We start from the raw sequence: 23,227 nt of genomic DNA on the forward strand, positions 1-23,227 counted from the left end.
GGCGGGGGTTGGTGGGGTAGGGGATTACGACGGCGAAGGGGGCGTCACCCCCGATTGCGGGGAAAGTGGGCGGCGGTCCGGAGGTACCCGAGCTCGGAGGCCATGCGGGGGAAAGCGACTCCACCTGCGGTGCCCATCTGCTACGCCGCGGGTTCCGCTCGACTATCGTGACAGCGTGTCCTGTCGTCGGCGCAGCCCGGTCTCACGCAGTCCTGTGGCAGCAGGGTGGGGCCGGGCGAGGTCGGGGAACAAGGGATTCGCCACGGCGATCGGCCGTTCACGTGCGCCATCGCATCGCCGGCCGCTCGATCAGGTAGTAACTCGCGGCCCCCAGCGCGAACGTGACGGCCAGAACCACGACGGAGCCCCAGATCAGCCCGGTCACCGTCGGTGGCACGGGGAGGCCCCATCGCTCGAGAACGATGATCACCGGGTAATGCCAGAGGTAGGACGACAGCGAGATCATCCCGATGAAACGCAGCGGGCTCCAATCGGTGACCGAGGCCAGGGGTGAAGGCTCTCCGCGGCCGAGCGGTGCGACGATCGTGAGAATGAAGCAGGCTGCGGCGACGGCGAAAACGGATGCCGTGTACCGGAGGTCGAGCAGGAACACGGCAATGGAAGCGCCGAGGAACATTGCGGTCGCAGCACCGAACAGCACTTGCACACGTCGCGTCGAGACGTCGGACCACGCTCCGTGGACGAGCGCCGCGTATACGACGGCTGAAGCCATGCCCCACCCGAAGGTGTCCGCGAACGCCAGGAAGCTGCGAGACAGCACCGCGTACCAGTTGGCGCCCCAGAACTGTTCGAGGACAGGAAGATCGCTCCGGGTCTGCAGCACACCCACCACGGTGGCGGACAGGAGGCCGACACCCACCATCACCCCGGCAGGAACCAGCGCCACGGCGAGGGGCCGATCGCCCACGGACCGGAACAGCAACCACCCGGCGACCGGAAGTACCAGATAGAAACCCCACTCGGTGGTCAACGACCACGCCGGGTTGATGCCGGTCTGGAGGGTGGACGGGAAGTAGCTCTGGGTCAGGGTGAGGTGCGCCAGCAGTCGCGCGGGATCCGAGATGGTTCCGGTGCCGTCCGTCACTCGGTCCCACCCGAGTGTCACCGGATTGCTCGTGTAGGACGCGCGGAGAACGAAATTAACCAGAAGGAAGATCACGAGGTAGGCGGGGAACACGCGGCGTACGCGGTTGAGAAAGTACCACCCGACCGGCGGAGCCGTCTTGCCGTCGGCCGCGCGCGTCACGTAGGGGAGATAGAGGAGGAACCCGGAGAGGACGAAGAAGAAGGTCAGAGCCTGGCCGAGGAAGTCGATGCGGGTGGCATCGACGATCCACGGTGTGTGCACGGCGGCCACGTGGACCACCACGACGCAGATCGCGGCGAGTCCGCGTGGACCTTCGAGACCCGCTATCCATGCGCGCCGCCGGGTCGGGGGCGCGGTGACGGGTGCAGGTCCGCTGGTGGTGGCCGATGCGGGGATTTCGGTCACGCGACCACCTCCGGTGTCGGGACGGTCCTGGCCTCGAGGGCTCGGTCGACCGGTGCTGTCACCGTCGCGACGATCAACACACCGAACACCATGGTCACGGGCGCGATGGTCACGACGGGGAAGTCGAGCTGGAGCGCGACGAGGACCACTGCCAGGGCGGTTGCTCCGATCGTCGCGACCCGAGCGTCCGAAGACCGCAGCCGTCTCACCGAGACCGCAGCGATGAGGACGAGGAGTACCAGGAACGTCAGCCCGACGATCACGCCCCCGCGGTAGAGGGTCAGGAGCGGCGTGTTGGCCACGAAGTTGGCGTTGTATCCGGCGACCTCGTCGATCAGCTCGATCGCACCCCACCCCTTTCCGAACCACCAGTCGCCCTGCATCGAGGGGACGAAGTTCTCGAGTGCGCGCATGCGGTCGTCCGCTCCACGGTCGGTCGATCCGAAGGACGCGAGGAAGCGCTCGCGGACAGCGGGAACGCCCAGCGCCCCCAGGCAGGCGACGGCCCCGGCTCCCAGCGCGAGCGATCTCGCGCGAGCGGAGAGCGAATGCACGGCGACGAACAGGATTCCTGCCATCACGACGGTCGCGATCGCCGAACGCGAGAGCGATGCCACCGTGGCCACCGCGAGAATCGGTGCGGTCAGACCGAGGGCACGTCCCCGCGTGAGCGCGAGAGCCAAGGCCAGCGCGACGACCATGAACAGGCCGGCGATGTTCGGGTCGACATAGAGTCCGGCTAGTCGGGTGATGCTGCGGCCGTCGAGGTCGACGGTCCGCAGCGTCGTTCCGGACGGGCCGACCACGCCGTAGCCGAAGGGCGCAAGCGGGGCCAGTGCTGTTCCGCTGCGGTCGAACACGAGCAGAATCAGGGAGATCGCCCCGCCGGTCGTGGCGCCGCCGACGTAGGCCAGCAGGAACCGTCGACGTGCCGTCGCGCCCAGATGGAACAGAGGAAAAATCACGGCAGTCGCCACGGCCCACTTCACGAATTCGCTGAGATGGCGGGCACTGTCGGCCGTGACGGCAACCGCCACGGCAGATGTCAGAAGCAGGACGAGAACGCCCATCTCGACGACATGCGGTGTCCATTTCGTTGGCAAATGGAGGGCGACGACGACCCAGATCGCGACCGCCAGAACCAATACGGCCGGCCCGATCCCGGGGACCACCGCGAACGGCACCGCACCGAGAACCACGCCGAACACGATGACGACGGGCGTCGGGGCGAGGATGCGTCGTATCTGCGAGATCATCGGCGAACCAACCAATTCTGCACGGCGCGGTGGGGTGCGCCGTCGACCCACCGTTCGGTGTTCAGCTCGTACAGCGCTCGGCCGTCTGCGACCGCCGCGGCGCGGTCCAGCAGATACCGCCGACACCGATCCACGAACGTGGCCTTGTCCTCGTGCGCCGGAAGCTGGAAGAGGTTTGCAAGCGATCCCACCGCTGCGGGAGTGCCGACGACCGGCATGCCCCGGCTCGCGGCGTCGAGGATCTTTACTCGAACACCGCCGCCCGTGCGGATGGGTGCGACCATGGCGCGGCAGGATCCGAGGAAACCGTCGAGGTCGTCGACGAAGCCGAGGTCCCTGACGCCCTCGGGAAGGAGCGGCGCCGCACCGGGACCCGGTGAGCCGACGATGCACAACTCCGCACCGTCGATGCCCCGAGCGATGTCCGGCCACCAGTCGAGAACGGTTTCGAACGCTTCCTGATTCGGTGCCCACTTCCGGTCACCGAGGAACACCAGGCGTGGACCCGACTCGCCGATGTCCACCTGCTTTTCCGGGGGCAACGTCAGGTCGAGCCACCGCACCCGCCGTACCCCGTGATTGAGGTAGAACTGGGCCTCTTCGGCGTCGTAGGTCCCCACGCTGTAGGCGTTGCGGGCCACACGCAACTCGTCACGCACGATGCGGCGCGCATCGGCGAGGCCGAGTAACCCCCGTGTGGCCCGCCAGACCAAGGTTTCCGAGACCACGGTGTTCACGGCGAGGATCGAGTCACCCTTCCGACGTTCGTGCGCTCGCGCGGACGCGAGGAATCCTTCCGCCATGTAGCTGTGGTCGGCGACGAACACGTCGGCATCGCTGCGTTCTACGGCCCGAATCAGCGAGTCCGAAAGAAACCGCGAATGAACAAGACTCCGTCGACGTCGAAGGCTGTCGCGGAGGACGTCCGCTGCGGCGGGCGCTGTCTTCGGCACTCGAACGACGCCGGGTGAGGCCGTGTCCGCGTGCCCGGACAGACAGATGACGCCGACGTCGTAGGACTCACGGGCGAGCTCGATCACCAAGGATGCCATGGTGAGATCGCCGGTGGATTCGTGTTCCGGGTCCTTGGACAACATGAAGACGGCCTTCATCGGTATGTCCTTTCGGGCTGGGGCAGTCGGTGCGGCGGGGTTCGGGGGCCGAAGACAGCGCGGTGATAGACGAACACCAGGACGAGTTCGCAGATCGTGCTCACCACTGCGGCGCCGATACCGCCCAGTGGGCCGATCACCACGAGGAGCACTGCGGATTTCACCACCGCGGCGGTCACGGTCGCACGTACCCGCAGCCCGTCTCGGCGTTGCACGATCAAGAGAGTGACCAGGACGAAATTCACCGTCCGAGCGGCGACGAACACCGACAGCACTACCGCGATCGTCCCGGTCGCGTCGGCGCCACCCCATGCGAGCAGTCCCGCTCCGACCACTGCCATGGACAGACCCGTCAGGGCCCCGGCGCGAAGGGTGTCGCGGAAGCGCGGACCGCTGCTGTGGTGACCGGCAGCGGCACGCATCTTCTCGAGATAGGTGTTGGCGTAGTTCTGCCCGATGGTCGAGATGGCCAGGGCGGCGACAACTGCCAACGAGTAGTAGCCCGCTGCGGTCTCCCCAGCGACCCATCCGACGAGTACCACGTCGCCCTGGGTGTAGACGGCGGCGGCGAGGGCTTCGGACGTCAGCAGCAGGAATTCGGGTACTCGCTCCGGTAACGCCGGGCGGCGTCCCGTCACGAAGCGCACGCACAGGGCCGCCACGACGAGATAAGGCAGCGCGTACAGCGTGCCCGCAACCGGGAGGGTCGAGTCAGGGACGGCGTACAGGCCCACGAGACCCAGGAGGATGCTGGAGGTCTGTCGGGCGGCATCGGCTCGCATGGCGACGTCGGGCCTACCCCGGCGGAGAAGTCGACTCTTCCAGGTGTTGAACAGCATCTCCCCGGCGGCGATCATCCCGGCGAAGCCGAGGACGAACCACTGTGTCACGCAGACGGATCCGATCGCACCGAGGGCCGCGGCCACGATCACGCGGCCGGCGCGTTCGCGTTCGTATCGGTCGTCGTCGATGCGCAGCGACCGCACGTGGAAGGCGTTGTCGACGGCGGCATTGACGATGGCCGCGATCGAGACGGCGACAGCGTATTGACCGTACGAACCGATCCCCAGGCCATGTACCACGGCCAGCGTCCATCCGAGTCCGAGCACACGGCCGACGTAGTTCCAGGCGGACGCGAGGCCGGCGCGCATCGCGTGACTGGCAGCGGGCCTCATCGGGAGTCGAGTTCCGGGGTCACCCCTATCGGTGCGACCGCACGGGCCCACTCGTCGAGGAAGGGTCGGACACAATTCGCCAGCGAGTCCTCCGCAGCAACGCGGGCGACGGCGTGACCGAGGCGATTCATGACCTCGTCGTCGCGCACCACGCCATCGACCGCGGCTGCGAGGCCGTCGATGTGGTCCACGCCCACTGCGCCGCCGCGAGAAACGGTTTCCGCGAGCGCACCCTCGGTCAGACACACGATCGGGGTTCCGTACGCATAGGAGCGTGTGACCGCACTGGATGCCGGATACGCCCGGCCGTACGGATTGTGTTTGCTGTACGGCACAAGAAGCAGGCGGATGGAAGCGAAGAATCGGTCCTCGGCGGCGTCGTTCACTTCACCGAGTACGGTGACGCCCTCGACCGCTGGAAGCGACGACGTCCCGCGTCCGGCGACCACCAGGCCGATGTCCGACGGGAGTTCGGCACGGAGCTTCTCGATCGACTCGAACCCCTTGCCCTTGTAGACGTGTCCGAACATTCCCACGGCGAGGGGCCGGTCGGTGACCGGTGGGGCGGGTGGACGCTCGGGAACGAAGATGCGTGCGGACTCCGCCCGCGATCGTGGCAGCACCGTTGTCAGAGCCCTGGCTCCGGTATCGGTGAGCGCGAACACCGTGCGGTGTGACATCACTCGTCGCTCCACCGCCGTGGAGATGGACCGGAACGGGTAGTGAATCGCGTGATGAAGTAACCGGTGTCGAGCCACGCCGGCGGTCTTGTACGGCCACCACACGGGATGCGGCGGATCGTGCACGGTGGCGGTCACCGGAATCTCGCGCGGCAGGGCGGCCGACCAGAACACCGACAGCGATCCACCGCTCTGCTCGAAGTGCACGACGGTGGGTCCGTCTCGGTGGGATTCGAGCGCCAGGCGTCGGACGGCACGCGCGTGGGCGACGACGTCGCGGGCGGTTTCCGCCCCTTCGGTGTCGATGCGGTAGTCGACGACGTTCGCGAAGTGCGGCGCCACGGCCTCGACGAAGTCGTCGGCGTAGTCGCCCACTCCGCTGCGACCGGTGGCCGGAGCGACGTAGATCAAGCGTGTTTCGTCGAGGTCGGTCACGGTGCCCTCCTTCCCGTCAGTAGAGCAGCGGCCGGAACGTCGGGTGGTAGTCCAGCGTCGAGCTGCGCCTGCCCACGACGCGCGCGGGTACTCCGGCCACGATGTCCATGTCGTTCACGTCGTGGCGCACCAGCGACGCCGCCCCGACCACGGCGCCGACTCCGATGGCGACGTCGCGCAGGACCGTCGCTCTGCTCGCTATCCAGGCATGGTGGCCAATCGAGACGGGGCTGAGCCGAATGGCGAAATCGGGGCTGTCGGCGTCGTGGTCGCCGGTGACGACGTGGACGTCGGACGCGATGACCACGTCGTCCTCGACGAGAAGTCCGCCGCGCGCGTCGAGCAGAACGGACGATCCGATCGAGACGTTGTCACCGATGACGAGTCGGTGCGGGCCCAGCACCGTGGACCGCATCATGATCGAGGTGCCCTGGCCGATGCTGGCACCGCACAGGCGCAACCAGGCCTGACGGACGGTGTGTGACGGGATTCGGGTGATCAGGAAGTTGAACAGATGTTCACCAAGGCGCTGTGCGCGTGACGTCGTGTAGGTCGTGTCGGTCACGTCGACACCCCGTCGCGATGCGCGGTCTGGTCCTCGATGTCGTGGCGCACCATCATGCGAATCAACTGATCGAAGCTGACCGTGGGTTCCCAGCCGAGGACCGTCCGCGCTTTCGAGGGGTCGCCGATCAGCAGGTCGACCTCGGCAGGACGGATGTACGTCGGGTCGATCTCGACGTGCGAATCCCAATCGGCAATGCCGATCTCGTCGAACGCGACGTCGAGAAGATCACGGATCGAATGTGTTTCGCCCGTGGCGATGACGTAGTCGTCGGCCTCGTCCTGCTGCAGCATTGCCCACATCGCCTGGACGTAGTCGCCGGCGAAACCCCAGTCTCGTTTAGCGTCGAGGTTGCCCAGGGTCACCGTCTTCTGCAGGCCGAGAGAGATGCGAGCCACAGCTCGGGACACCTTGCGGGTGACGAATTCCGGTCCACGACGGGGGGATTCGTGATTGAACAGCACTCCCGAACTCGCGTGCATGCCGTAGGACTCGCGGTAGTTGATCGTCATGTAATGCCCGTAGACCTTGGCGACGCCGTACGGCGAGCGAGGCCAGAGCAGGGTCGATTCGCGCTGAGGGACCTCCTGGGCCTTACCGAACATCTCGGAACTCGACGCCTGATAGAAGCGAACCTGGCGTCCGGAGCTGTCCTGGTAGAAGCGGACCGCTTCGAGGATGTTCAGCACGCCGCCGCCGGTGACATCGGATGTCAGCCGAGCGTTCTCCCACGAATACGCCACGAACGAGATCGCGCCGAGGTTGTAGACCTCGTCCGGCTCCGCGTGGGCCACCGCGCGTATCAGACTCACCAGATCGAGCAGATTGCCGCTGATGATCTCGACGTAGGGGTGGCTCTCGGCGAGGAGTTCGGCTTTCGGGTTGTTCTGGCCGGCAACCAGTCCGTAGACGCGGTAACCCTTCTCGTGCAGCAACTCCGCCAGGTACATCCCGTCCTGCCCGGTGACGCCGGTGATGAGAGCGCGTTTGGTCACTGATGGTCCTTCGTCCGTGTGAGGTGGCGTATTCGAGGCGAGGTTAACCGGTAGTGCACGGCCTCGGGCGGTCGTGCGCCGACCGTTCGTGCCGGGATGCCGGCGACGACGGCGCGGGGCCCGACATCGTCGCGGACGAGGGAGGCGGCGTTCACCACGGCTCCATCGGCCACCGCGACTCCCATCACGACGGTGGTCCGCGACGCGAGCCAGACGTGGTCACCGATGGAGATGGGCGCAGTGACGGCCCGGAAGTCGGCAGTGTTCACCGTGTGCTGCGCGGTGATCAGGTGCACGCCATGACCGAGCGCGGTGTCTCGGCCGATGGTCAGTGACCCTCGGGCGTCGAGAAGGCACCGGCGGCCGGATCGCGAGTTCTCTCCGATGGTCAACCCGCGAACGCCGACCACGCGTGATTCCGCACCCACGAACGCACCGTCCGCAATGCGAGCGCCACACGCTCTGAGCCAGCCGGTGCGGACGGATCGCAACGGCACGATGGTGACAACGGCGTTGTAGAGGCGCTCACCGAGTTCGGTCCACGCACGCCCGACGAGCCGTGGGATCCCCGTGGTGCTGCCGAAGCTCCGGCGCCCCGCGCTGATGGACACGACCCAACCCCATTTCTCACAACGATCATTCGCAGACGAAAGGATTCGACGCGTGCGGGGAATATCGTGGCACGACGCGATGCATTTGTCGCGGCCGCCCCGGCAAACAATCATCGAGCCCTCCGCTCGCCCGGATACCAGTCAGTAGAAAGGTTTTCAGCCTGGAAATCGGCCCGTTCACGCCGAAGGACCGCCAATCCGAGGCAAGCGCAACCAACGGCACGGCTTGATGCCGATCGTTCATCCACGATCCATTGCGCGAGCGCTCGATAAAGGTGGTGCTGCATTACAGTCCGTTGTTGCGATCACTCGTCGAGCAGCAGAACCACGGGAGCCCCTCATGAAGATCGTTCACGTGTCCGAAGCCTTCGGTGGCGGACTCCGCAGCGCGATCGTCAACTACGTGAGTGCTTCTCCGCAGCACCGACATCACCTCTTCGTCCGTACTCGAGTAGGTCACGAGACGTTCGCGATTCCCGAGGCGGCGACCACGACCGTGTTCGACGGGCCTACCGCAGCATTCCTTCGTGCGGCGCGACGGGAGATCCTCGACGGCGGATACGACTTGGTGCACCTGCATTCCAGCTACGCCGGCTTGCTGCGCGCGATGCTGCCGCGGGGCGTGCGCATCATGTACTCACCGCATTGTTACGCGATGGAGGCGGGACACCCGGTCTACAAACGAGTGGTGTACCGATCGGTGGAGCGTGTACTCGCCCAACGGGAGCAGGTGTTGATGGCCGTCAGCCCCCGTGAGGTCGCCATCGGCCACGGTCTTCGTGCGGCGATGCCCAGCAGGGAAGTACCCAACTCGGCCACGCCCATGGAACCCCTGGCGTTCGACGGTCGTCGGGGTCCGCGGCCGGTGGTCGCGATGTTGGGTCGTATCGCCGATCAGAAGGATCCCCAGTTTTTCGCCGAGGTGGCAGACGTGGTGGGAGATCGGTGCGATTTCGTGTGGATCGGCGACGGGGAAGAAGGACGGACGTCCCTGGCTCGAGCGGGTGTTCAGGTGACGGGATGGGTCGAACCGGCCGTGGTCCGGAGATTGATGCGGTCTGCCGACTTGTACCTGCACACGGCGGCGTGGGAGGGCGCACCTCTGTCGACGCTCGAGGCGGCGGAGATGGGATGCCCGGTGATCAGCCGGTCGATCCCGAGCATGTCCACACTGGGGTACGCACTCGGCGGTGCGACTCCGGTCGAGATGGCGGTTGCCGTCCGGCGGTTCTTCGCTGATGCCGCGTATCAGGCGCGGGTACGCCAGGCAACTGCGGCGGTAGTCGCCGATTACACCTTCGAACTGATGTCCGAGCGTCTCGCCGAGGCGTACGACTTCGCCGCGTGGCGGTTGGGTAACGCAGTAGGCGAGACCGAATCGGCTACGCGCAGCGCATCAGGGATACTCGTCGGGTGACGGGGATCGACGCTGACGCAAGGCCCGTGGCCTTGATCACCGGGGTCGCCGGTCAGGACGGAACGTATCTGTCGGAGCTGCTCATCTCGAGAGGCTGGCAGGTTCACGGCGTTGCCCGGACGGACCCGAGCACGACCGACACCGGCCAGTACCTGACCGGTGTCACCGTTCATATCCAGGACATCGCGAACACCGACGCCACGGTAGATCTGATCGACCGGATCGAACCCGATCACGTCTTCCACCTCGCCGGCATCTCGTCGGTGTGGAAGTCCTGGCAGGATCCCGTTCTGACGACCCGGGTCAACGGTCTGTCCGTGGTCGGTGTCCTCGACGGCTGCCTGACGCTGCAGGACCGAGTGGGCAAGAGGGTCACGGTGGTCAACGCGTCGTCGGCAGAGATTTTTGCCGGCTCCGGTATCTCCCCGCAGGACGAGAACACACCTATCGTGCCCACCTCGCCCTACGGCGCGTCGAAGGCTTTCGCGCATCACATGGTGCAGGTATACCGAGCGAAGGGGCTGGCTGCCTCCAACGCGATCCTCTACAACCACGAGTCGCCGCGCCGACCGGACACTTTCGTCACCCGCAAGATCACCAAGGCGGTGACCGCGATCGCCGCAGGCGAGCAGGACGTGCTGGAGTTGGGCGACACGTCGGCGGTGCGCGATTGGGGCTGGGCGCCCGAGTACGTCGAGGCGGTGTACGAGATGGCGACGCTGAGTCACGGGGACGACGTCGTCGTGGCGACGGGGGAGGCGCGCTCTGTCGAGGACTTCGTGGCCACGGCGTTCGCGTGCGTCGGGATTGCGGACTGGCGGCGACACGTGACGCGGTCGTCTGTCCTCCGACGAGCGGCCGATCCGGAGTCACTCGTGGGCAATTCGGCGAAAGCGCAGCGCCTGCTGTCGTGGTCTCCGCGACATTCGTTCGATGCCGTGGTTCGGGAGATGCTCGTCGGCGACGGAGCGCCTGTCACCGAACGGTGATAACCCGCTCCGTGCCGACGTAGACCGCCTCGGTGGTGTCCTTCTGCGGTCGCCACCAGTGGCCGTTGGTGCGGTACCAGTCGATGGTGGCGGTGAGGCCGGCGCGGAAGTCGGAGTCGCAGATGTCGCCGTGGACGAAGGTGATGCGGTCGGCGACGGGGTCGAGGGAGGCGCGGGTGCCGGCGTAGGTGAGGGCGTCGAGGACGGTGATGTCGACGTCGGGGCGGGTGCGCAGGGTCAGGTGGACGAAGTTCGCGCCGACGAATCCGGCAACCCCCGGTGACGAGCATCCTCGTGGGCGGAACGATAAACACGAGGCCTCGACCGGTCCATTCGAGACCGAGCGTTCTGTGAGGAGGGACGCTCGCGGCGACACGGGTGGTCGGTTCTGTCATGCTTCGTCGGTGCTCATGCGACGGCCCGCCTCCAGGAGTGATAGTGACCTTCTGTTTCGCAGCCTCCCGCCTCCCGTTCAGCGGGGGTGATCCCGCCATGCGTCCCGCGGCACCGGGTTGAGCGTCCCGAACCACCTACCTCTACCTTCTTCCCCGCCCGCGCGGCAGCTTCCGTTTCGGAGTACCTCTCGATGCTTACCTCCTCGTCAGACAACGGGGCCGACGACCTTCTGGGTTCGGTCGCCACACCGTTACGGCCCTGGCCGACATGCTCTCCACGATCACCGACGGCGATGCGACGGTCGAGCGCATCTGCCTTGATGCCGTCGACTCGATCGACGACGCCCAGGCTGCGGCGGTGGCCGTCGTCCGCGACGGTGTGCCCGCCACGATCTGCTCGACGGACGACGTCGTGCTTGCCGTCGACGGTGCGCAGTACGAGACGGGGGAGGGACCGTGCCTCGAGGCATTCGCCACCCAGTCTTTGGTCGTCGCCAACGGGCCGTCGCCAGCCGACCGCTGGCCGGCGTCCGTTCAGTTCATGGTCGCTTGGAAGGTCACGTAACCCCGAGAAGTTCTGCGTGTTTCCGCAGGAGGGGCTGATCGGTCAGGCATCGAACCGGCACGGGGTCATCTAGACGCAGTAGTATCGGTCGTTCGACCGGTTCTATGCCGAAAACCAACCGCACATGTGGTTCAATGGTGCATAGAAGGTGAACAGCCGGTTAAGCACCGATTTCGCCGTCTGAGGACATCGCGTGCACTCCCACGAACAGGGTCTTGCCCGCGCCACCGTTCAGAGCAGGAGACCCCCGTGCCTCGTCGCGTTGCCATCCTCGGTACCCGCGGTTACCCCAGTTATTACGGCGGTTTCGAGACCCTCGTTCGGACTCTCGCGCCGTACCTCGCGGACACCGGCTGGGACGTCTCGGTCTACAGCCGACCCGGCGCAATCGAACTCCAGGATCCGGCACGCGACCACCGCATCGAGTCCATCACAACGCGTGGTCTCGACTCACAGTCGTTAAGCACGTTGTCCTTCGGCGCTACCTCGGCCCTGTCCGCCATCCGCCGGCGTCCTGACGTAGCCCTGGTGATGAACGTCGCCAACGGATTCTGGCTCCCTTTCCTCCGTGCAGCGCGCATCCCCACGGTGGTGAACGTCGACGGCATCGAGTGGGAGCGCGAGAAGTGGGGGGCCAACGCCAAGCGCGCTTTCCGCGTGGGCGCACAGCTGACCGCCTCGCACGCTACGTCGCTGATCTTCGACTCGGCCGGCATTGCCGATCGGTGGACCACCGGGTTCGGGCGGGACGGCACCACCATCGCCTACGGCGGTACTGTACCGGGAGAACTGGACGTACCCCCCGGGCTGCAGTCGGGTGCGTACGCACTGCTCGTGTCGCGTTTCGTTCCGGAGAACACCGTCGAGGAATTCCTCGACGCCGCCGCGATCATCGCCCGTGAGCATGACGTCGTCCTGGTCGGCAGTTCCGGTTACGGCGGCGAACTCGACGCGCGCGCGGAGAGGCTCGCCGCGGAGAATTCCCGCGTGCACTGGCTGGGGCATGTCCACGACGATCAGCATCTGTTTGCCCTGTGGCGCCACGCGGGTGCGTACTTTCACGGGCACAGTGTCGGCGGCACCAACCCGGCCCTCGTGCAGGCCATGGCGTGCGGAGCACCCACGGTGGCGCGAGACACGGTGTTCAACCGTGAAGTACTCGGCGATCACGCGATTTTCGTGCAGCCGGATGTTTCCGCTATTGCGGCAGCCGTAACCACGTTGCTGCGGTCGCGCACGGTGCAGCGAGATTTGGCTGCGGCGGCGGAAGCGCGGGCTCGGCGTTGCTATTCGTGGGACTCCGTGTGCGAACAGTACGACGTGCTGCTGCGGCAGCATGTCGCACGGTCCGATCGGTGGGGTCGCAAGGACATCAGTGGCGCGTCGTCAGTTTCGATCAGCGCGCCGGGTCGCTTCGACGCAAACTTGCCCACAGCATCAGGGCAGTGAGCACGCCTCCGACGGACAAGCAATACGGCGCCGACCACCACGAGTCGGCATCGATGATGACAATCAGTGCCAACGAGGCGAGGCCCACAGACATCTCCGCAGCGCGCAGTCGAAAGACGAGCCGAGAGAGCCGTCGAGTCGTCGCGAGCGTGGACAGCGGCAGAGTCGCGGCGAACACCACGACGTAAATCGCCCACCCCAGTACAGCGCGATTGTCCACAGCGAATCCGTCCCCTGTCACCAAGCGCGTCAACGGGCCGGACAAGGCAAGAGCCCCGGCGCTGAGCACGCCCACCCCCATGGCCAGTACGGCTGAGGCGCGTGCCGCGTCACCCGATCGCGGCGGTCGACCGTCACGGTTCGCTCTCGCGAATGTCGACAGGACGAAGGTTCCCGCCCCGTTGGCGACGGTCAATGCCGGTGCGAGGAGTAACCGGGCCGCCTCGACCGCAGCGACAGCGACTGGTCCACCGGCGGCGCCCACCACCATCCGCGACAGGAGCAGGGCGAGCGGCCGAATGCCGGCCTGCGCTGCGCGCCATCCCGCGAAAGATGCCACGTCGGAGAACGTCCCGCCGCGAATTTCACGCACTCGATATTCGTTCGCGGGCAACCGGACGAGGGCTATTGCAGTTGCGGCCGACTGACCGGCCGCCAGGGCAGCGAAGAACCACCCGACGGTGAGGCCGGTCACCGACGCGGCGGCGACAACGACTACCGCGACCGTGACCACTGCGCCGAGACTGTCGTTGACCGCCAGACGCCAGAATTCCGTCCTGGCGGTGAAGACACGCCGCATGCTTTCGTTGCACACCCACGTTATGGCGACCACCGTCGCGAGGCCCACTTGGACGGGGGAGAGAACGAATACTCCGACGGCAGCGGTCGCGACCGCCGTGAGCGCGGCTCCCGTCACGGCACTGTGCAGCAAGGTGATCCGTACTCGCGGGTCGAACCGGTCGAGCACTGTCAGGGTGTCGCCGAACCAACTCGTGTACAACGTGATCGCGAAGATCAAGGTGCCGTAGGTCAGTGCGTACTGGGCGAATCCGTCTGCGCCCAACATTCGTGCAGCAAGTGCCTGGAGAACGAGGCTACTTGCGGCCGTCACGACTTGGGTTGTGACAGCCCCGCCCGCCGCGCGGATCAGCCGTGCAGGCGATCGCATCGGCCGCGTCGAGGCAGTGGCCGTCATCAGGCGGCGGAGCGAACGTGGAGCCGGAGAAGCTGATCCACGCACTCCAGAACATCTCGGTGATACCGCTCGAGCGTGAAGCGGTGGCGCGCCTCGTCGTGAGCGGCGTCGACTACCGTGCGTACGGCGGACCAGTTCTCACGAACGTCCTGGATCGCGTTCGCGAGAGCAAGGGCGTTGCCCGGTTCGACCAGAACCCCCGTTCGACCGTCGGCGACAATCTCCGTCAACCCCTCGGTGGCCGAGGCGACCACGATCCGCCGACAGAGCATGGCCTCGACGGCGACGTTGCCGAACGGCTCCAGCCGCGACGGCACGAGGGCGACGTCTGCCTCGGCGAAACTGTCCCACACTTCAGTGCGGTGCCCGACGAACGTGACGTTGTCACCCGCGGTTGTCCGGAGTGCCCGCTCGAAAGGCTCGTTGCCGGCGAACGAATCCCCGACCAACGTCAGGTGCACCGGCACGCCGCGATCCGCTAGCAGGCGTACGGCGCGGACGGCCACATCGGTCCCCTTGCGTGCGGACAGGCGCCCTACCTGCACGAGCTTCAGGGTCGAGTCGATGGCGGGCCTCGGCGGAGCCGGCGGCGTCGGGGGGCCCGCGACGCCGTTGTAGACGACCCGGCGTGGCAGGACGTCCACCATTGAAGCGCTCACGCGGGAATTGAATACCGCGAGGTCGACGCAGCGCAGGGGTGCGAAAAACCCCGCTCGCACAATTGGATTGGAGATCGACTCTGCCTCATGGACATGGCACAGCGTGGGGATGCCCATGGCTTTTCCAGCCACCGGCCAGAGCGGGAGAACGACCGTGTTCACATACAGGGCGTCCACATGGTGACGTCGTAGGACGTCGTGTATCGGCCGCAGTGACCGAGCACTATCGGCACCAAAACGCAGAAAGCCGGTTGGCCGCAGCGCTTCTCGCCGCAGTACCGACGCCGGAACGATCTCGACCACGGCACCGGCTCGTTGCAGGGCTGCAACCAGCGGTCCATCGGTAGGCAGGGCGACTACCACTCGGTGGCGAGTGACAAGTGCGCGCACCGATTCCAGAGCCATTCGGTCCGAGCCGTAAAGCTCGGCGGACGGGTGTGCGACCAGAACGGTCTTCATGCCTGCGATGCGCGATCGATGCTTTGGCCTGCCTCGACCACCAGCGTGAGCGCCCGGCGGAGCATCGTGCTCGAGGTATGCACGGTGTAGGGGAAATAGACCACCTCGACGCCGACGGAGGCGAAGTCCCGTTCCAGAGCGTTCCCGCGCGGGGTGCCCCGCCAGTCGTCGCCCTTGAAGATGCGGTGGAACCGGACAGCACGCCACGTGTCCAGCTTGTGCGGGACCGTTTCTTCGAAGACCTCGTCGACGTAATCGATGTGGCTGACTACTTCGAGCCGCTCGGCCGCCGGGACGAACGGCCGCTGCCCCTTGGCCAACTCGCACATGTCGTCCGAGACAACACCAGCGATGAGGTAATCGCATTGACTGCGAGCATGTTTGAGGATGTTGAGATGGCCGACGTGGAAGAGGTCGTAGACGCCGGGTGCGTACCCGACCACACCGTGCCGCATGACTCTTCCTCGCTTCGTAATCGGCCGGAACCCGGTACCGGGGCTCTAAAAATACCGAACGCAGGGTAGCATCCACCCAAACAGTCATGAGTGAAATCGAGCGACGACGAGGCGGGCATGACAGAGGTATCCCGGCGTAAGGCCTACGCGACCGCCGTGCAGAAGCTGCTGGCCGCGCAGAAGCCGGCGCGGGGGACGGCGGCGTACTCGCGTCACGTCAACCGTCCGCTCGGACGTCGTGTCGCCGCATGGGGCAGCACTGTGGGAATGACGCCGGACCAGGCGACCGGTCTCAGCGCCGTTCTCTCGGGATCGGGGATTGCGCTGCTCGCAACCGTTCCGCCGCGATGGTGGTCCGGCCTGCTGATCGGGCTGCTCCTGGCTGCCGGGTATGTCATGGACTCGGTCGATGGCCAGTTGGCGCGGCTTGGAGGGGGCGGGTCCGTGAGGGGCGAGTGGTTGGACCACACCGTCGACTGCTTCAAAACTTTGACCCTGCACGCCGCGGTTCTCATCGGATTCTTCCGCTGGCCCCCAGTGGACAGCGATGCCGTCCTCCTGATTCCACTCGGCTACCTCGTCGTGGCGACGGCTACCTTCTTCGGCTGGATTCTGATGTGGTCGCTGCGTGCCGCGAAGCCGACGAGCACCGTTCTTGCCGATCCGGCACCTGAGTCGCCCTGGCGCAGATTCCTGCTTCTCCCGACCGACTACGGTGCCCTGTGCATAGCGTTCTCGGTGTGGGGGCTGCCGGTGGTTTTTCTGGCCGTCTATTCGTTCTTCTTCATCGCGTCGGCCGGCGCGCTGGCGCTCGCGCTGATGAAATGGTGGCGCGAATTGTCCGAGTGGGATCGGGCGCGCAGTGCGCAGGGCACCGTCGTCGGATGACCAACGGAAAGTCGGCGCAGGCGCCCGCACGGCTCGCGGACGCCATCGCTGCCCCAGATAACTTTCCGTCGCTGGGCACTCGTCTCCCGCGTCGAATCTGGTTGCCGCTGTTGCTCCTGTTGGTCGCGTCGATCCCCTGGCGCCGCGGTGCCTACTTCTCTGGGGGACTCGACACGGTAGTCATCGCCAAAGCGGCTCTGACTGTCGTGGCCGCGTCGCTGGCGCTTCCCAACGGTGCGCTGCCGCGACGTGCCGTCCCTGCAGCCCCGTTCGTCCTGCTGGGCCTCTACTTAACTATCTCGGCGTTCGGCGCCTGGATGTACGGTGACCTGATCCCGACTCTCGCGCTGGTGATGCGGGTCGGGTTAGCGGCAGTTGTCGTCTACTGCTTGCTGTCGTCATTCGATACGGCTGGTGTCCTCATGGGCCTCGCGCGAGGGATGCTCGTGGTCGGGGGGTTCGCTGCTGTGACGGGCCTGCCGACCTTGTCGTCCGGTCGGCTGTCCGGCGGACTACCGCCCATCGCACCCAATGAGATCGCAATCCTGTGCGGCGTCCCTTTCATCGTGCTGTTCTGGCGAGCGGTGTACGTCGGTCGATCGCGGCTGGATGTGCTCCTGCTGGTCGCCCTGGCAGTCACGGTCTATGCGACCGCTTCGCGAACCGGCATTGCGTTGCTGGTCGCGGCCACTCTGCTCGCCTTGATTCGTGCTCGCCATCTCCGGGCGATCGTGGTGGTGATGGCGGCGGCGTCTGCCCCGCTCCTCGCGTACGTCTTTGCATACACCGACGTGTTCGCTGGGTTTCTCGATCGCGGGGGAACAGGCAATACTGCAACGCTGAACTCGCGCACCATTGCGTGGACAGCCGCAGCCGAACTCGCGCAGGACTGGCTGCAGCATCTGTTCGGAGCCGGCATGTCTCGCAAAATCATCGCGGTAACAGGGCAGTACTGGTCCACTCAGACCCTGGACAGCACGTGGGTGTCCACTTTGGTGCAGGCCGGCTACCTAGGCCTCGTTCTGCTGGTCGGGCTTATCGTGTACGGCGCGCGCGGTGTGGCCTTCGTTCCCGGACCGTTGTCGGTTCTCCTCGCGGTGTTGCTCTTCTTCTCAGTGGGACGCAGCATTCTGGAGAGCGGCATGATGGATGCCAGCTCCGGCTTCCTGACCTTCTTCGTCCTCGTGACAGCCGCCGGAGCGGTACGACTGCAACGGAACCGACTCACGACCTCTCGCGGGGACCGACTGTAAGCAACCACCATGCTCGGTGCAGAATGACGACCCGTGAGCATCGTGGGGGGCGTGTGGCGATGGTGGCAGAAGAGGGCCGTGCGCCGTCGCCGCGGCAGAGATGCGGAGCGGTGCACCTGTGCGGCGTGCAGGTACACCCGCAACTGAATTAGTCACAGCACCTCAGCACGGCTGAACATCCGTCGGGCACGGCGTCGCGCCGGCTTCTCCACGCGCTCACGCCGGGTCTCTCGGTCGTATACCTGTCGCGAGGCCAGCACGGGCTTCGCGGCAACCCCCATCATGTGCGCGCCCCCTCGGCGAGGCCGAAACGCGACTTGCTAAGGACGGGCTCCGCGACAGCACCTCGAGGCTGCACCGCGCGCGAATGGGGTAGGTTACCGGTGCTCGGTACATCCTCCTGCCGATCGATCCGTATTCGCATCGATGCGGTGTGGCCTGCGTCAGGCCCGCCCCACGCAGGAGTGATCGTGACCCTTCGCCCCTCAGCTTCTCGCCCTTCGTTCGACGGGGGTGATTCCGCCATGCTGCCCGCGGCACCGGGTTGAGCGTCCCGAACCTCCCACTTGTCACCTTGTTCTCCCCGCCCGTGCGGCAGCTTCCGGTTCGGAGTACCTCTCGATGCTTACCTCCTCGTCCGACAACGGGGCCGACGACCTTCTGGGGTCGGTCGCCGACACCGTGACGGCCCTGGCCGACATGCTCTCCACGATCACCGACGTCGACTCGACGGTCGAACGGATCTGTCTCGACGCGGTCGAGTCGATCGACGACGCCGAAGCGGCGGCCGTGACCGTCGTCCGCGACGGCAAGCCGGCCACGATCTGCTCTACGGTCGATGCCGTTCTCGCGGTCGACGCGGCGCAGTACGAGACGGGGGAGGGGCCGTGCCTCGAGGCGATCGCCACTCAGTCGCTGGTCGTCGCCAACGGGCCGTCGCCGGCCGACCGCTGGCCGGCCTTCACCCGACGGGCGGGGCGCAGCGGCTACCGCAGCTTCCTGTCGGCGCCGCTGGCCATCGATGCCGACTACTCCGGTGCGCTCAACCTGTACAGCTCACAGCCCGATGCGTTCTCGACCGTGGACGCGGCGGCCATGCGGATCTACGTGAGTGTCGCCGTAACAGCGCTGGGCGCGGCTCGGCGAGCCGCCGCAGCCCAGGCGCAGGTGGAGCGGCTGCTCGGCGCAATGGAGTCCCGCGCCGGCATCGAGCAGGCGAAGGGCATCGTGATGGTGATGCTGAACGTGACCGACGAGAAGGCGTTCGACCTGATCAAGTGGCGGTCGCAGGAGACCAACACAGCCGTGCGGGTGCTGTGCCGGCAGCTGCTGGCCGACGTGGCTGCTAACCCTTTGCTGGACCAGGGTGTGTCGGCCGAGTTCGCCAAGTTGCTCATGACCGCGCACGAGCGGGTGGGGGAGGGCGGGGCATAGGTTCGCGCGTTGTTGACACTCCGACTGCGCCGTTCGCGGATGCAGTACTAATGACAGCAGCCGAGCGTCACTCTCGACCAGCCCCCGACCCGACTTTCGGGCCCGGCGAGGTTGGAGTGACAGAAGCCAGTCAACTTCTGCTCTATCACGCCCTGACCGCGCTGGCGCAAGCCCGTATCGTCCGCAATCCTGTGGCCGCTCCCGCGCGCTTGTTGGCGGAAGCGGATACGATCTGGTCGATTTGCGTGAATGCGCGCGGCCTACCTCGGCGAGAAGAGCGCGCTGGTGCATAGGCGCCGCTGCGGCCAGCGTGGCGGTGCCGCCCGCGTCGTTCGAGTAGCCGACGAACTGGTTGACGGTGGCGTTGTGCTAAAACTGAATCTGCGGTGCGGTTCAAGGGCGACGAGGGAATGTTCGGCGGCCACCGGTCGCCTGTCCGCTGCCGTTGCTGGTAGAGATGATGCAGCCTTTGAGGACCTACGCCGACCTCATGCCAAACGGATTTCGCTTGGCATGAGCTCAACGCGGGCTTTACACGTTGAAATGCTGGTTCGGCGCACTGACCCAAATGCGCTGGCTGATGTTGTACACGGGAATGGCCACCGGGCGCCACCAAGACTTGCACCAGATTGCTCCTGTCAAGTTGTTGGCAGTCCCGACTTTTGCATTGATGCGAATGGTATTGCCAACGGCCTTGGGAACGCTGCCGTATTGGGATCCCATTTGCACGGCGACAACTTTGCCCCCACCCATCTGGCTGCACCGCCAATCCCCAAACTTGACCGTAACGGTCGGAAGGGCAGCTTGTGCGGTAGAGGGTGCGACGATGATCGGCCCCACTAGACCAGCCACGATGACACTCGCCCCGGCAACGAACTTCTTCAACTTGTTGGACATGTATGACTCCCTGATGTCGGGGGGTGATGGGTTGGAGCAATCCAATACCGATCGAATGCTCCTGACCGGAACCCTAGCGCAGGGCGGTCAATCTTCGCGTAGTGCGAACGGTCGAATTTCGTGATACAACTCGGGAGATATGGACGCAATGCGGCACAGTTCGATCCTTTTCGAGGGAGCGGATTGTCGGTGCGGAGGCGCAGGTTGGGTCGCCAACATCAACGTTCCCGAGCATTAATTTGTAAGTTGGCGTGAATGCGCACAGGTGACATCTGCGCACGAAAGCTAAGGGCGCGTGTCATGGTTCACCGACTCGCCGTACTCCCAGCAATCGGGTGTGTAGCGCTGATGAGTTTCGCGAAACAGTGGTCGGCGTCGAGGCCGTTCTGGTCGCACCACCGGTTGGCTCCGGCGGGGTCCGAGAACGTGGCGCCGGCGGCCGTCACCCAGAAGTCCGAGAAGCTGAACACGCTCCACTCGCCGGACCACATGAGCTTGACGTTCGGGTAACGCAGGCGCAGGTCGAGGTGCTCGGCGAGGGTGGACGAGTTGTTCCACGTCGTCCCGTCGGCGACCAGGCCCGGCTTCTTCGAGCTCAGCTGCGGGACCCACCGCTCGCCGAGGTCCCGCAGGATGACGGGCCGGTCGGCGTTCGCGATCGCGCGCAGGGCGTCGAAGGCGGCAGACTCGGACGTGCCGGTGACCGGCTCGGCCGGCGCGGAGGCCGTGACCGGTTCGACGTCGGAGCCGAGCTGCGCCCGCGCGCCCGCGGGCTCCCCGCGGTCGCAGTCCACGACGTACCTGGTCCCGCCTGACGTCGCTCCCCTGGTCGAGCCCGTGGAGGAGTCCGGAGGCAGCCAGAAGGAGCCGACCGGGAAGCGGAACGACTGCTGGACCGACTCGAACCCACCGCCGCTCGAACCCGAGCCGGTGTCCACTCCCGGAACCGCGAGGGGGGCGTCCGACATGTCGAACAACGCGGAGGCCACGTTCGCCCCGCCGCGCGTGATCGACAGCCGCATGGCGTCGGACGACAGGACATCACCCGCCGGGCACGTGGCCCGCACCTCCATGGTCACCACCAAGGCGCCGCTGTCGGTGGTGACCTCGGTGGGAGTGAACGTCGGCGGAGTCCCGCACGCCGTCACATAGGAGTCGGACGAGTCCGAGCTCCCGGCGTCGGCGTCACCGGCCGCAATCGCCCCGGCGGGCGGGCCCGTCGGGTCGAAGCGGTGCAGGACACCGGAACCCGCGTACAGGAACCCGTCGCCGACCGTCTCCAGCGTGCCTCCTCGCGCGTCCACGGGGTACAGCGGAAGGCTCCACAGTTCCGATCCGTCGGCCAACGAGAAGGCGGCCAGGGTCGAATCCGCCGTCGACAGGAACGCGCGACCGTCGGTCGCGTCGACGGTGGCGCCGTAGCGCGGCGCCGTCCACAGGGTGTCGCCCGTCGCCACGTCGAGCGCCTCGGTCACGTCTCCGGACGGTACGACGATCGTCGAGCCGATCATCGCTGCTTCGGACGTCTTGTCCGCGAGATCGGGACGGGCCCAGCGGAAGTCACCCGTCACGGGGTCGAGCGCTCCACCTCCGCGATACAGGAACGGCGCGGACGGGTCCGCGTCGGCGACGAAGGCGTAGTCGATGGGTGCGTCGTACGGGGTTGCCGTCGTCAGCCCGTCGCTGGAGACGATCGCCGGCGAGAACTCGCCGCTAGCCGGGCTGTCGGGGCATCGGTTGGTCATGACGGCCCGCCCACCGAGCGGGTACGAGTACCCGGTGTTTGAAATGACGAGGTCGCCGTCCGCGGTGTTCGCCACCACCGACGTGCCGGAGTTCTTGACCAGCACGTCACCGACGACCTCGAACGTGTTGCTGTCCCCGCTCCCGGTGACCGAGCAGCGGTCGTCGGGATAGGACCGGGACCACGACGCGGTCGGATCGTCGACGGTGCCCTTGCTGATGACCGAGGCTTCCGCGCTCTGGTCCCAGCCGCTGACGTAAAGATCGGATCCGCTCACGTAGACGGCGCCCACGTACGCCGCCACCTGGTGGGTGGAGTCGACGGCACCGGTCGAGGCGTCGAGAAACTGGACGCTGCTGGACCCGGGAGTCGAGCCCCGGTCGATGCAGGGCAGTCGTCCGTCGAGCGTGGCGTTGGCGCACCCACCGAAGTTGTCGATCACGTGCGTCCATTCGACCGTGCCGTCGGTGGCGTCGACCGCCGCGATGGTCGTCGACCGGGTGGATCCGTCCCGTGCGGCGACGAAGGCCCGCTCGCCGTCGACGACGGCACCGGGCCGTTCGTAGTCCTGCTCGCCGAAGAGTGGACTGAAGAAGTAGCTGTCCGACCCCGGAACCACCGTGGACGGCTCCAGCGACCAGGCCGCGGTCGGCGCCGTGGGGAACGTTCCCCCGGTGAGGGCATCCGCGACAGTGGTTGTCTGCGAGCCGGAATCGGGCCGCACAACCACGACGACGGCCGCCGCGAGAGCCACGACGACGGCTGCGACAGCAGCGCCCAAGAGGACGACGCGACGACGTCCCGGCCTCGGCGCGCTGCCCGGTTCCGTCGACGACGCGGGTGCGTCACCCGGACCGGCAAGGGTCGCGGGCGCCGGTTCGTCGGGGGCCACGGGACGATCGGGCGCAACCGGCGAGGCGGGGGTCGCGTCCGTGGTCGACGGCGGGGTCTCCGGCGTGGCGCGCGACGACTTCGACAGCGACACAACGGGTGTGGTCGGTCGAGGTTTCTCGGTGCGCTTGGTCAGCGGGACAACCGGCCGTTCCTGCGGGGGCGGTGGCGGCGGCGGAGCCGACTCGGAAGCGG

The 23,227-nt window shown here is 66.4% G+C and carries 20 protein-coding genes and 1 pseudogene; 7 read left to right on the forward strand and 14 right to left on the reverse strand.

What is annotated here, in order from left to right:
• Positions 1 to 277: 277 nt before the first annotated feature.
• The 8 genes from HQ603_RS18040 to HQ603_RS18075 are packed head-to-tail and all read right to left on the reverse strand — an operon-like array spanning position 278 to position 8,342.
• Positions 278 to 1,513 carry an acyltransferase family protein gene (locus tag HQ603_RS18040; RefSeq protein ID WP_222686131.1) on the reverse strand — a complete coding sequence of 412 codons (1,236 nt, stop codon included), beginning with the start codon at positions 1,511 to 1,513 and terminating at the stop codon, positions 278 to 280.
• Complete coding sequence (locus tag HQ603_RS18045) at positions 1,510 to 2,769, reverse strand: O-antigen ligase domain-containing protein (protein WP_222686132.1); 1,260 nt, start codon at positions 2,767 to 2,769, stop codon at positions 1,510 to 1,512. Before HQ603_RS18045 ends, HQ603_RS18040 begins: the two co-directional genes overlap by 4 nt.
• Positions 2,766 to 3,881 (reverse strand): glycosyltransferase, encoded by a 1,116-nt coding sequence (locus tag HQ603_RS18050; protein WP_222686133.1) that lies wholly within the window; start codon positions 3,879 to 3,881, stop codon positions 2,766 to 2,768. Before HQ603_RS18050 ends, HQ603_RS18045 begins: the two co-directional genes overlap by 4 nt.
• A complete protein-coding gene (locus HQ603_RS18055; protein WP_222686134.1) occupies positions 3,878 to 5,056 on the reverse strand; it encodes a lipopolysaccharide biosynthesis protein in 1,179 nt (392 codons plus the stop codon). The genes HQ603_RS18050 and HQ603_RS18055 overlap by 4 nt, the downstream gene beginning before the upstream one ends.
• Entirely contained in the window at positions 5,053 to 6,171 is a 1,119-nt protein-coding gene (locus tag HQ603_RS18060) for a glycosyltransferase family 1 protein (protein ID WP_222686135.1), read from the reverse strand. The genes HQ603_RS18055 and HQ603_RS18060 overlap by 4 nt, the downstream gene beginning before the upstream one ends.
• A 16-nt stretch (positions 6,172 to 6,187) precedes the next feature.
• Positions 6,188 to 6,736, reverse strand: coding sequence for an acyltransferase (locus HQ603_RS18065; protein ID WP_308126608.1), 549 nt, complete (start codon positions 6,734 to 6,736; stop codon positions 6,188 to 6,190).
• The gene (locus HQ603_RS18070) at positions 6,733 to 7,731 is read right to left on the reverse strand and encodes a GDP-mannose 4,6-dehydratase (protein WP_222686136.1); all 999 of its coding nucleotides are present in this window, start codon (positions 7,729 to 7,731) and stop codon (positions 6,733 to 6,735) included. Before HQ603_RS18070 ends, HQ603_RS18065 begins: the two co-directional genes overlap by 4 nt.
• Positions 7,728 to 8,342, reverse strand: coding sequence for an acyltransferase (locus tag HQ603_RS18075; protein ID WP_222686137.1), 615 nt, complete (start codon positions 8,340 to 8,342; stop codon positions 7,728 to 7,730). Before HQ603_RS18075 ends, HQ603_RS18070 begins: the two co-directional genes overlap by 4 nt.
• 229 nt (positions 8,343 to 8,571) lie before the next feature.
• Between HQ603_RS18075 and HQ603_RS18080 the strand changes: the two genes are divergently transcribed.
• Positions 8,572 to 9,759 (forward strand): glycosyltransferase, encoded by a 1,188-nt coding sequence (locus tag HQ603_RS18080; protein ID WP_222686138.1) that lies wholly within the window; start codon positions 8,572 to 8,574, stop codon positions 9,757 to 9,759.
• 26 nt (positions 9,760 to 9,785) lie between these two features.
• On the forward strand, positions 9,786 to 10,748 hold the full coding sequence (locus HQ603_RS18085) for a GDP-mannose 4,6-dehydratase (protein WP_308126609.1): 963 nt from the start codon (positions 9,786 to 9,788) through the stop codon (positions 10,746 to 10,748).
• Positions 10,749 to 10,827: 79 nt separating this feature from the next.
• Here HQ603_RS18085 and HQ603_RS19025 read toward each other — a convergent pair.
• A pseudogene (locus HQ603_RS19025) lies at positions 10,828 to 11,038 on the reverse strand (NAD-dependent epimerase/dehydratase family protein); the annotation flags it as partial.
• Positions 11,039 to 11,411: 373 nt separating this feature from the next.
• Here HQ603_RS19025 and HQ603_RS18095 point away from each other — a divergent pair.
• Together HQ603_RS18095 and HQ603_RS18100 are read left to right on the forward strand one after the other, a co-directional pair.
• A complete protein-coding gene (locus HQ603_RS18095) occupies positions 11,412 to 11,708 on the forward strand; it encodes a hypothetical protein (protein ID WP_222686140.1) in 297 nt (98 codons plus the stop codon).
• A gap of 249 nt (positions 11,709 to 11,957) precedes the next feature.
• Positions 11,958 to 13,157 (forward strand): glycosyltransferase, encoded by a 1,200-nt coding sequence (locus tag HQ603_RS18100; RefSeq protein ID WP_222686151.1) that lies wholly within the window; start codon positions 11,958 to 11,960, stop codon positions 13,155 to 13,157.
• Here HQ603_RS18100 and HQ603_RS18105 read toward each other — a convergent pair.
• The 3 genes from HQ603_RS18105 to HQ603_RS18115 all read right to left on the reverse strand — a co-directional run bounded on the left by HQ603_RS18105 (position 13,105) and on the right by HQ603_RS18115 (position 15,925).
• Positions 13,105 to 14,223, reverse strand: coding sequence for a hypothetical protein (locus HQ603_RS18105; RefSeq protein ID WP_222686141.1), 1,119 nt, complete (start codon positions 14,221 to 14,223; stop codon positions 13,105 to 13,107). The genes HQ603_RS18100 and HQ603_RS18105 overlap by 53 nt on opposite strands.
• Positions 14,224 to 14,351: 128 nt before the next feature.
• Complete coding sequence (locus HQ603_RS18110) at positions 14,352 to 15,470, reverse strand: glycosyltransferase family 4 protein (protein ID WP_222686142.1); 1,119 nt, start codon at positions 15,468 to 15,470, stop codon at positions 14,352 to 14,354.
• A complete protein-coding gene (locus HQ603_RS18115) occupies positions 15,467 to 15,925 on the reverse strand; it encodes an adenylyltransferase/cytidyltransferase family protein (protein WP_222686143.1) in 459 nt (152 codons plus the stop codon). Before HQ603_RS18115 ends, HQ603_RS18110 begins: the two co-directional genes overlap by 4 nt.
• Before the next feature lie 90 nt (positions 15,926 to 16,015).
• Here HQ603_RS18115 and HQ603_RS18120 point away from each other — a divergent pair, with 90 nt between their 5' ends.
• From HQ603_RS18120 to HQ603_RS18130, 3 genes are all read left to right on the forward strand, one after another.
• Positions 16,016 to 16,813, forward strand: coding sequence for a CDP-alcohol phosphatidyltransferase family protein (locus HQ603_RS18120; protein ID WP_222686144.1), 798 nt, complete (start codon positions 16,016 to 16,018; stop codon positions 16,811 to 16,813).
• A complete protein-coding gene (locus HQ603_RS18125) occupies positions 16,810 to 18,066 on the forward strand; it encodes an O-antigen ligase family protein (protein WP_222686145.1) in 1,257 nt (418 codons plus the stop codon). The genes HQ603_RS18120 and HQ603_RS18125 overlap by 4 nt, the downstream gene beginning before the upstream one ends.
• 621 nt (positions 18,067 to 18,687) lie before the next feature.
• Complete coding sequence (locus HQ603_RS18130) at positions 18,688 to 19,500, forward strand: GAF and ANTAR domain-containing protein (RefSeq protein ID WP_222686146.1); 813 nt, start codon at positions 18,688 to 18,690, stop codon at positions 19,498 to 19,500.
• Between the two features lie 531 nt (positions 19,501 to 20,031).
• Here HQ603_RS18130 and HQ603_RS18135 read toward each other — a convergent pair.
• Together HQ603_RS18135 and HQ603_RS18140 are read right to left on the reverse strand one after the other, a co-directional pair.
• Positions 20,032 to 20,397 (reverse strand): hypothetical protein, encoded by a 366-nt coding sequence (locus HQ603_RS18135; protein ID WP_222686147.1) that lies wholly within the window; start codon positions 20,395 to 20,397, stop codon positions 20,032 to 20,034.
• A 305-nt stretch (positions 20,398 to 20,702) separates the two neighbouring features.
• A complete protein-coding gene (locus HQ603_RS18140) occupies positions 20,703 to 22,922 on the reverse strand; it encodes an outer membrane protein assembly factor BamB family protein (protein ID WP_222686148.1) in 2,220 nt (739 codons plus the stop codon).
• Between the last annotated feature and the right edge of the window lie 305 nt (positions 22,923 to 23,227).

Origin of the sequence: Rhodococcoides corynebacterioides, assembly GCF_019834675.1 — a bacterium.
GTDB classification, from domain to species: Bacteria; Actinomycetota; Actinomycetes; order Mycobacteriales; family Mycobacteriaceae; genus Rhodococcoides; species Rhodococcoides corynebacterioides_A.

Bases quoted from the DNA above. Each gene is read 5' to 3' on its own strand.
- HQ603_RS18135 (WP_222686147.1), bottom strand. From the start codon at position 20,397: ATGTCCAACAAGTTGAAGAAGTTCGTTGCCGGGGCGAGTGTCATCGTG.
- HQ603_RS18080 (WP_222686138.1), top strand. From the start codon at position 8,572: ATGCCGATCGTTCATCCACGATCCATTGCGCGAGCGCTCGATAAAGGT.
- HQ603_RS18045 (WP_222686132.1), bottom strand. From the start codon at position 2,769: ATGATCTCGCAGATACGACGCATCCTCGCCCCGACGCCCGTCGTCATC.
- HQ603_RS18050 (WP_222686133.1), bottom strand. From the start codon at position 3,881: ATGAAGGCCGTCTTCATGTTGTCCAAGGACCCGGAACACGAATCCACC.
- HQ603_RS18130 (WP_222686146.1), top strand. From the start codon at position 18,688: ATGCTTACCTCCTCGTCCGACAACGGGGCCGACGACCTTCTGGGGTCG.
- HQ603_RS18125 (WP_222686145.1), top strand. From the start codon at position 16,810: ATGACCAACGGAAAGTCGGCGCAGGCGCCCGCACGGCTCGCGGACGCC.
- HQ603_RS18095 (WP_222686140.1), top strand. From the start codon at position 11,412: ATGCTCTCCACGATCACCGACGGCGATGCGACGGTCGAGCGCATCTGC.
- HQ603_RS18105 (WP_222686141.1), bottom strand. From the start codon at position 14,223: ATGTTGGGCGCAGACGGATTCGCCCAGTACGCACTGACCTACGGCACC.
- HQ603_RS18055 (WP_222686134.1), bottom strand. From the start codon at position 5,056: ATGAGGCCCGCTGCCAGTCACGCGATGCGCGCCGGCCTCGCGTCCGCC.
- HQ603_RS18115 (WP_222686143.1), bottom strand. From the start codon at position 15,925: ATGCGGCACGGTGTGGTCGGGTACGCACCCGGCGTCTACGACCTCTTC.
- HQ603_RS18110 (WP_222686142.1), bottom strand. From the start codon at position 15,470: ATGAAGACCGTTCTGGTCGCACACCCGTCCGCCGAGCTTTACGGCTCG.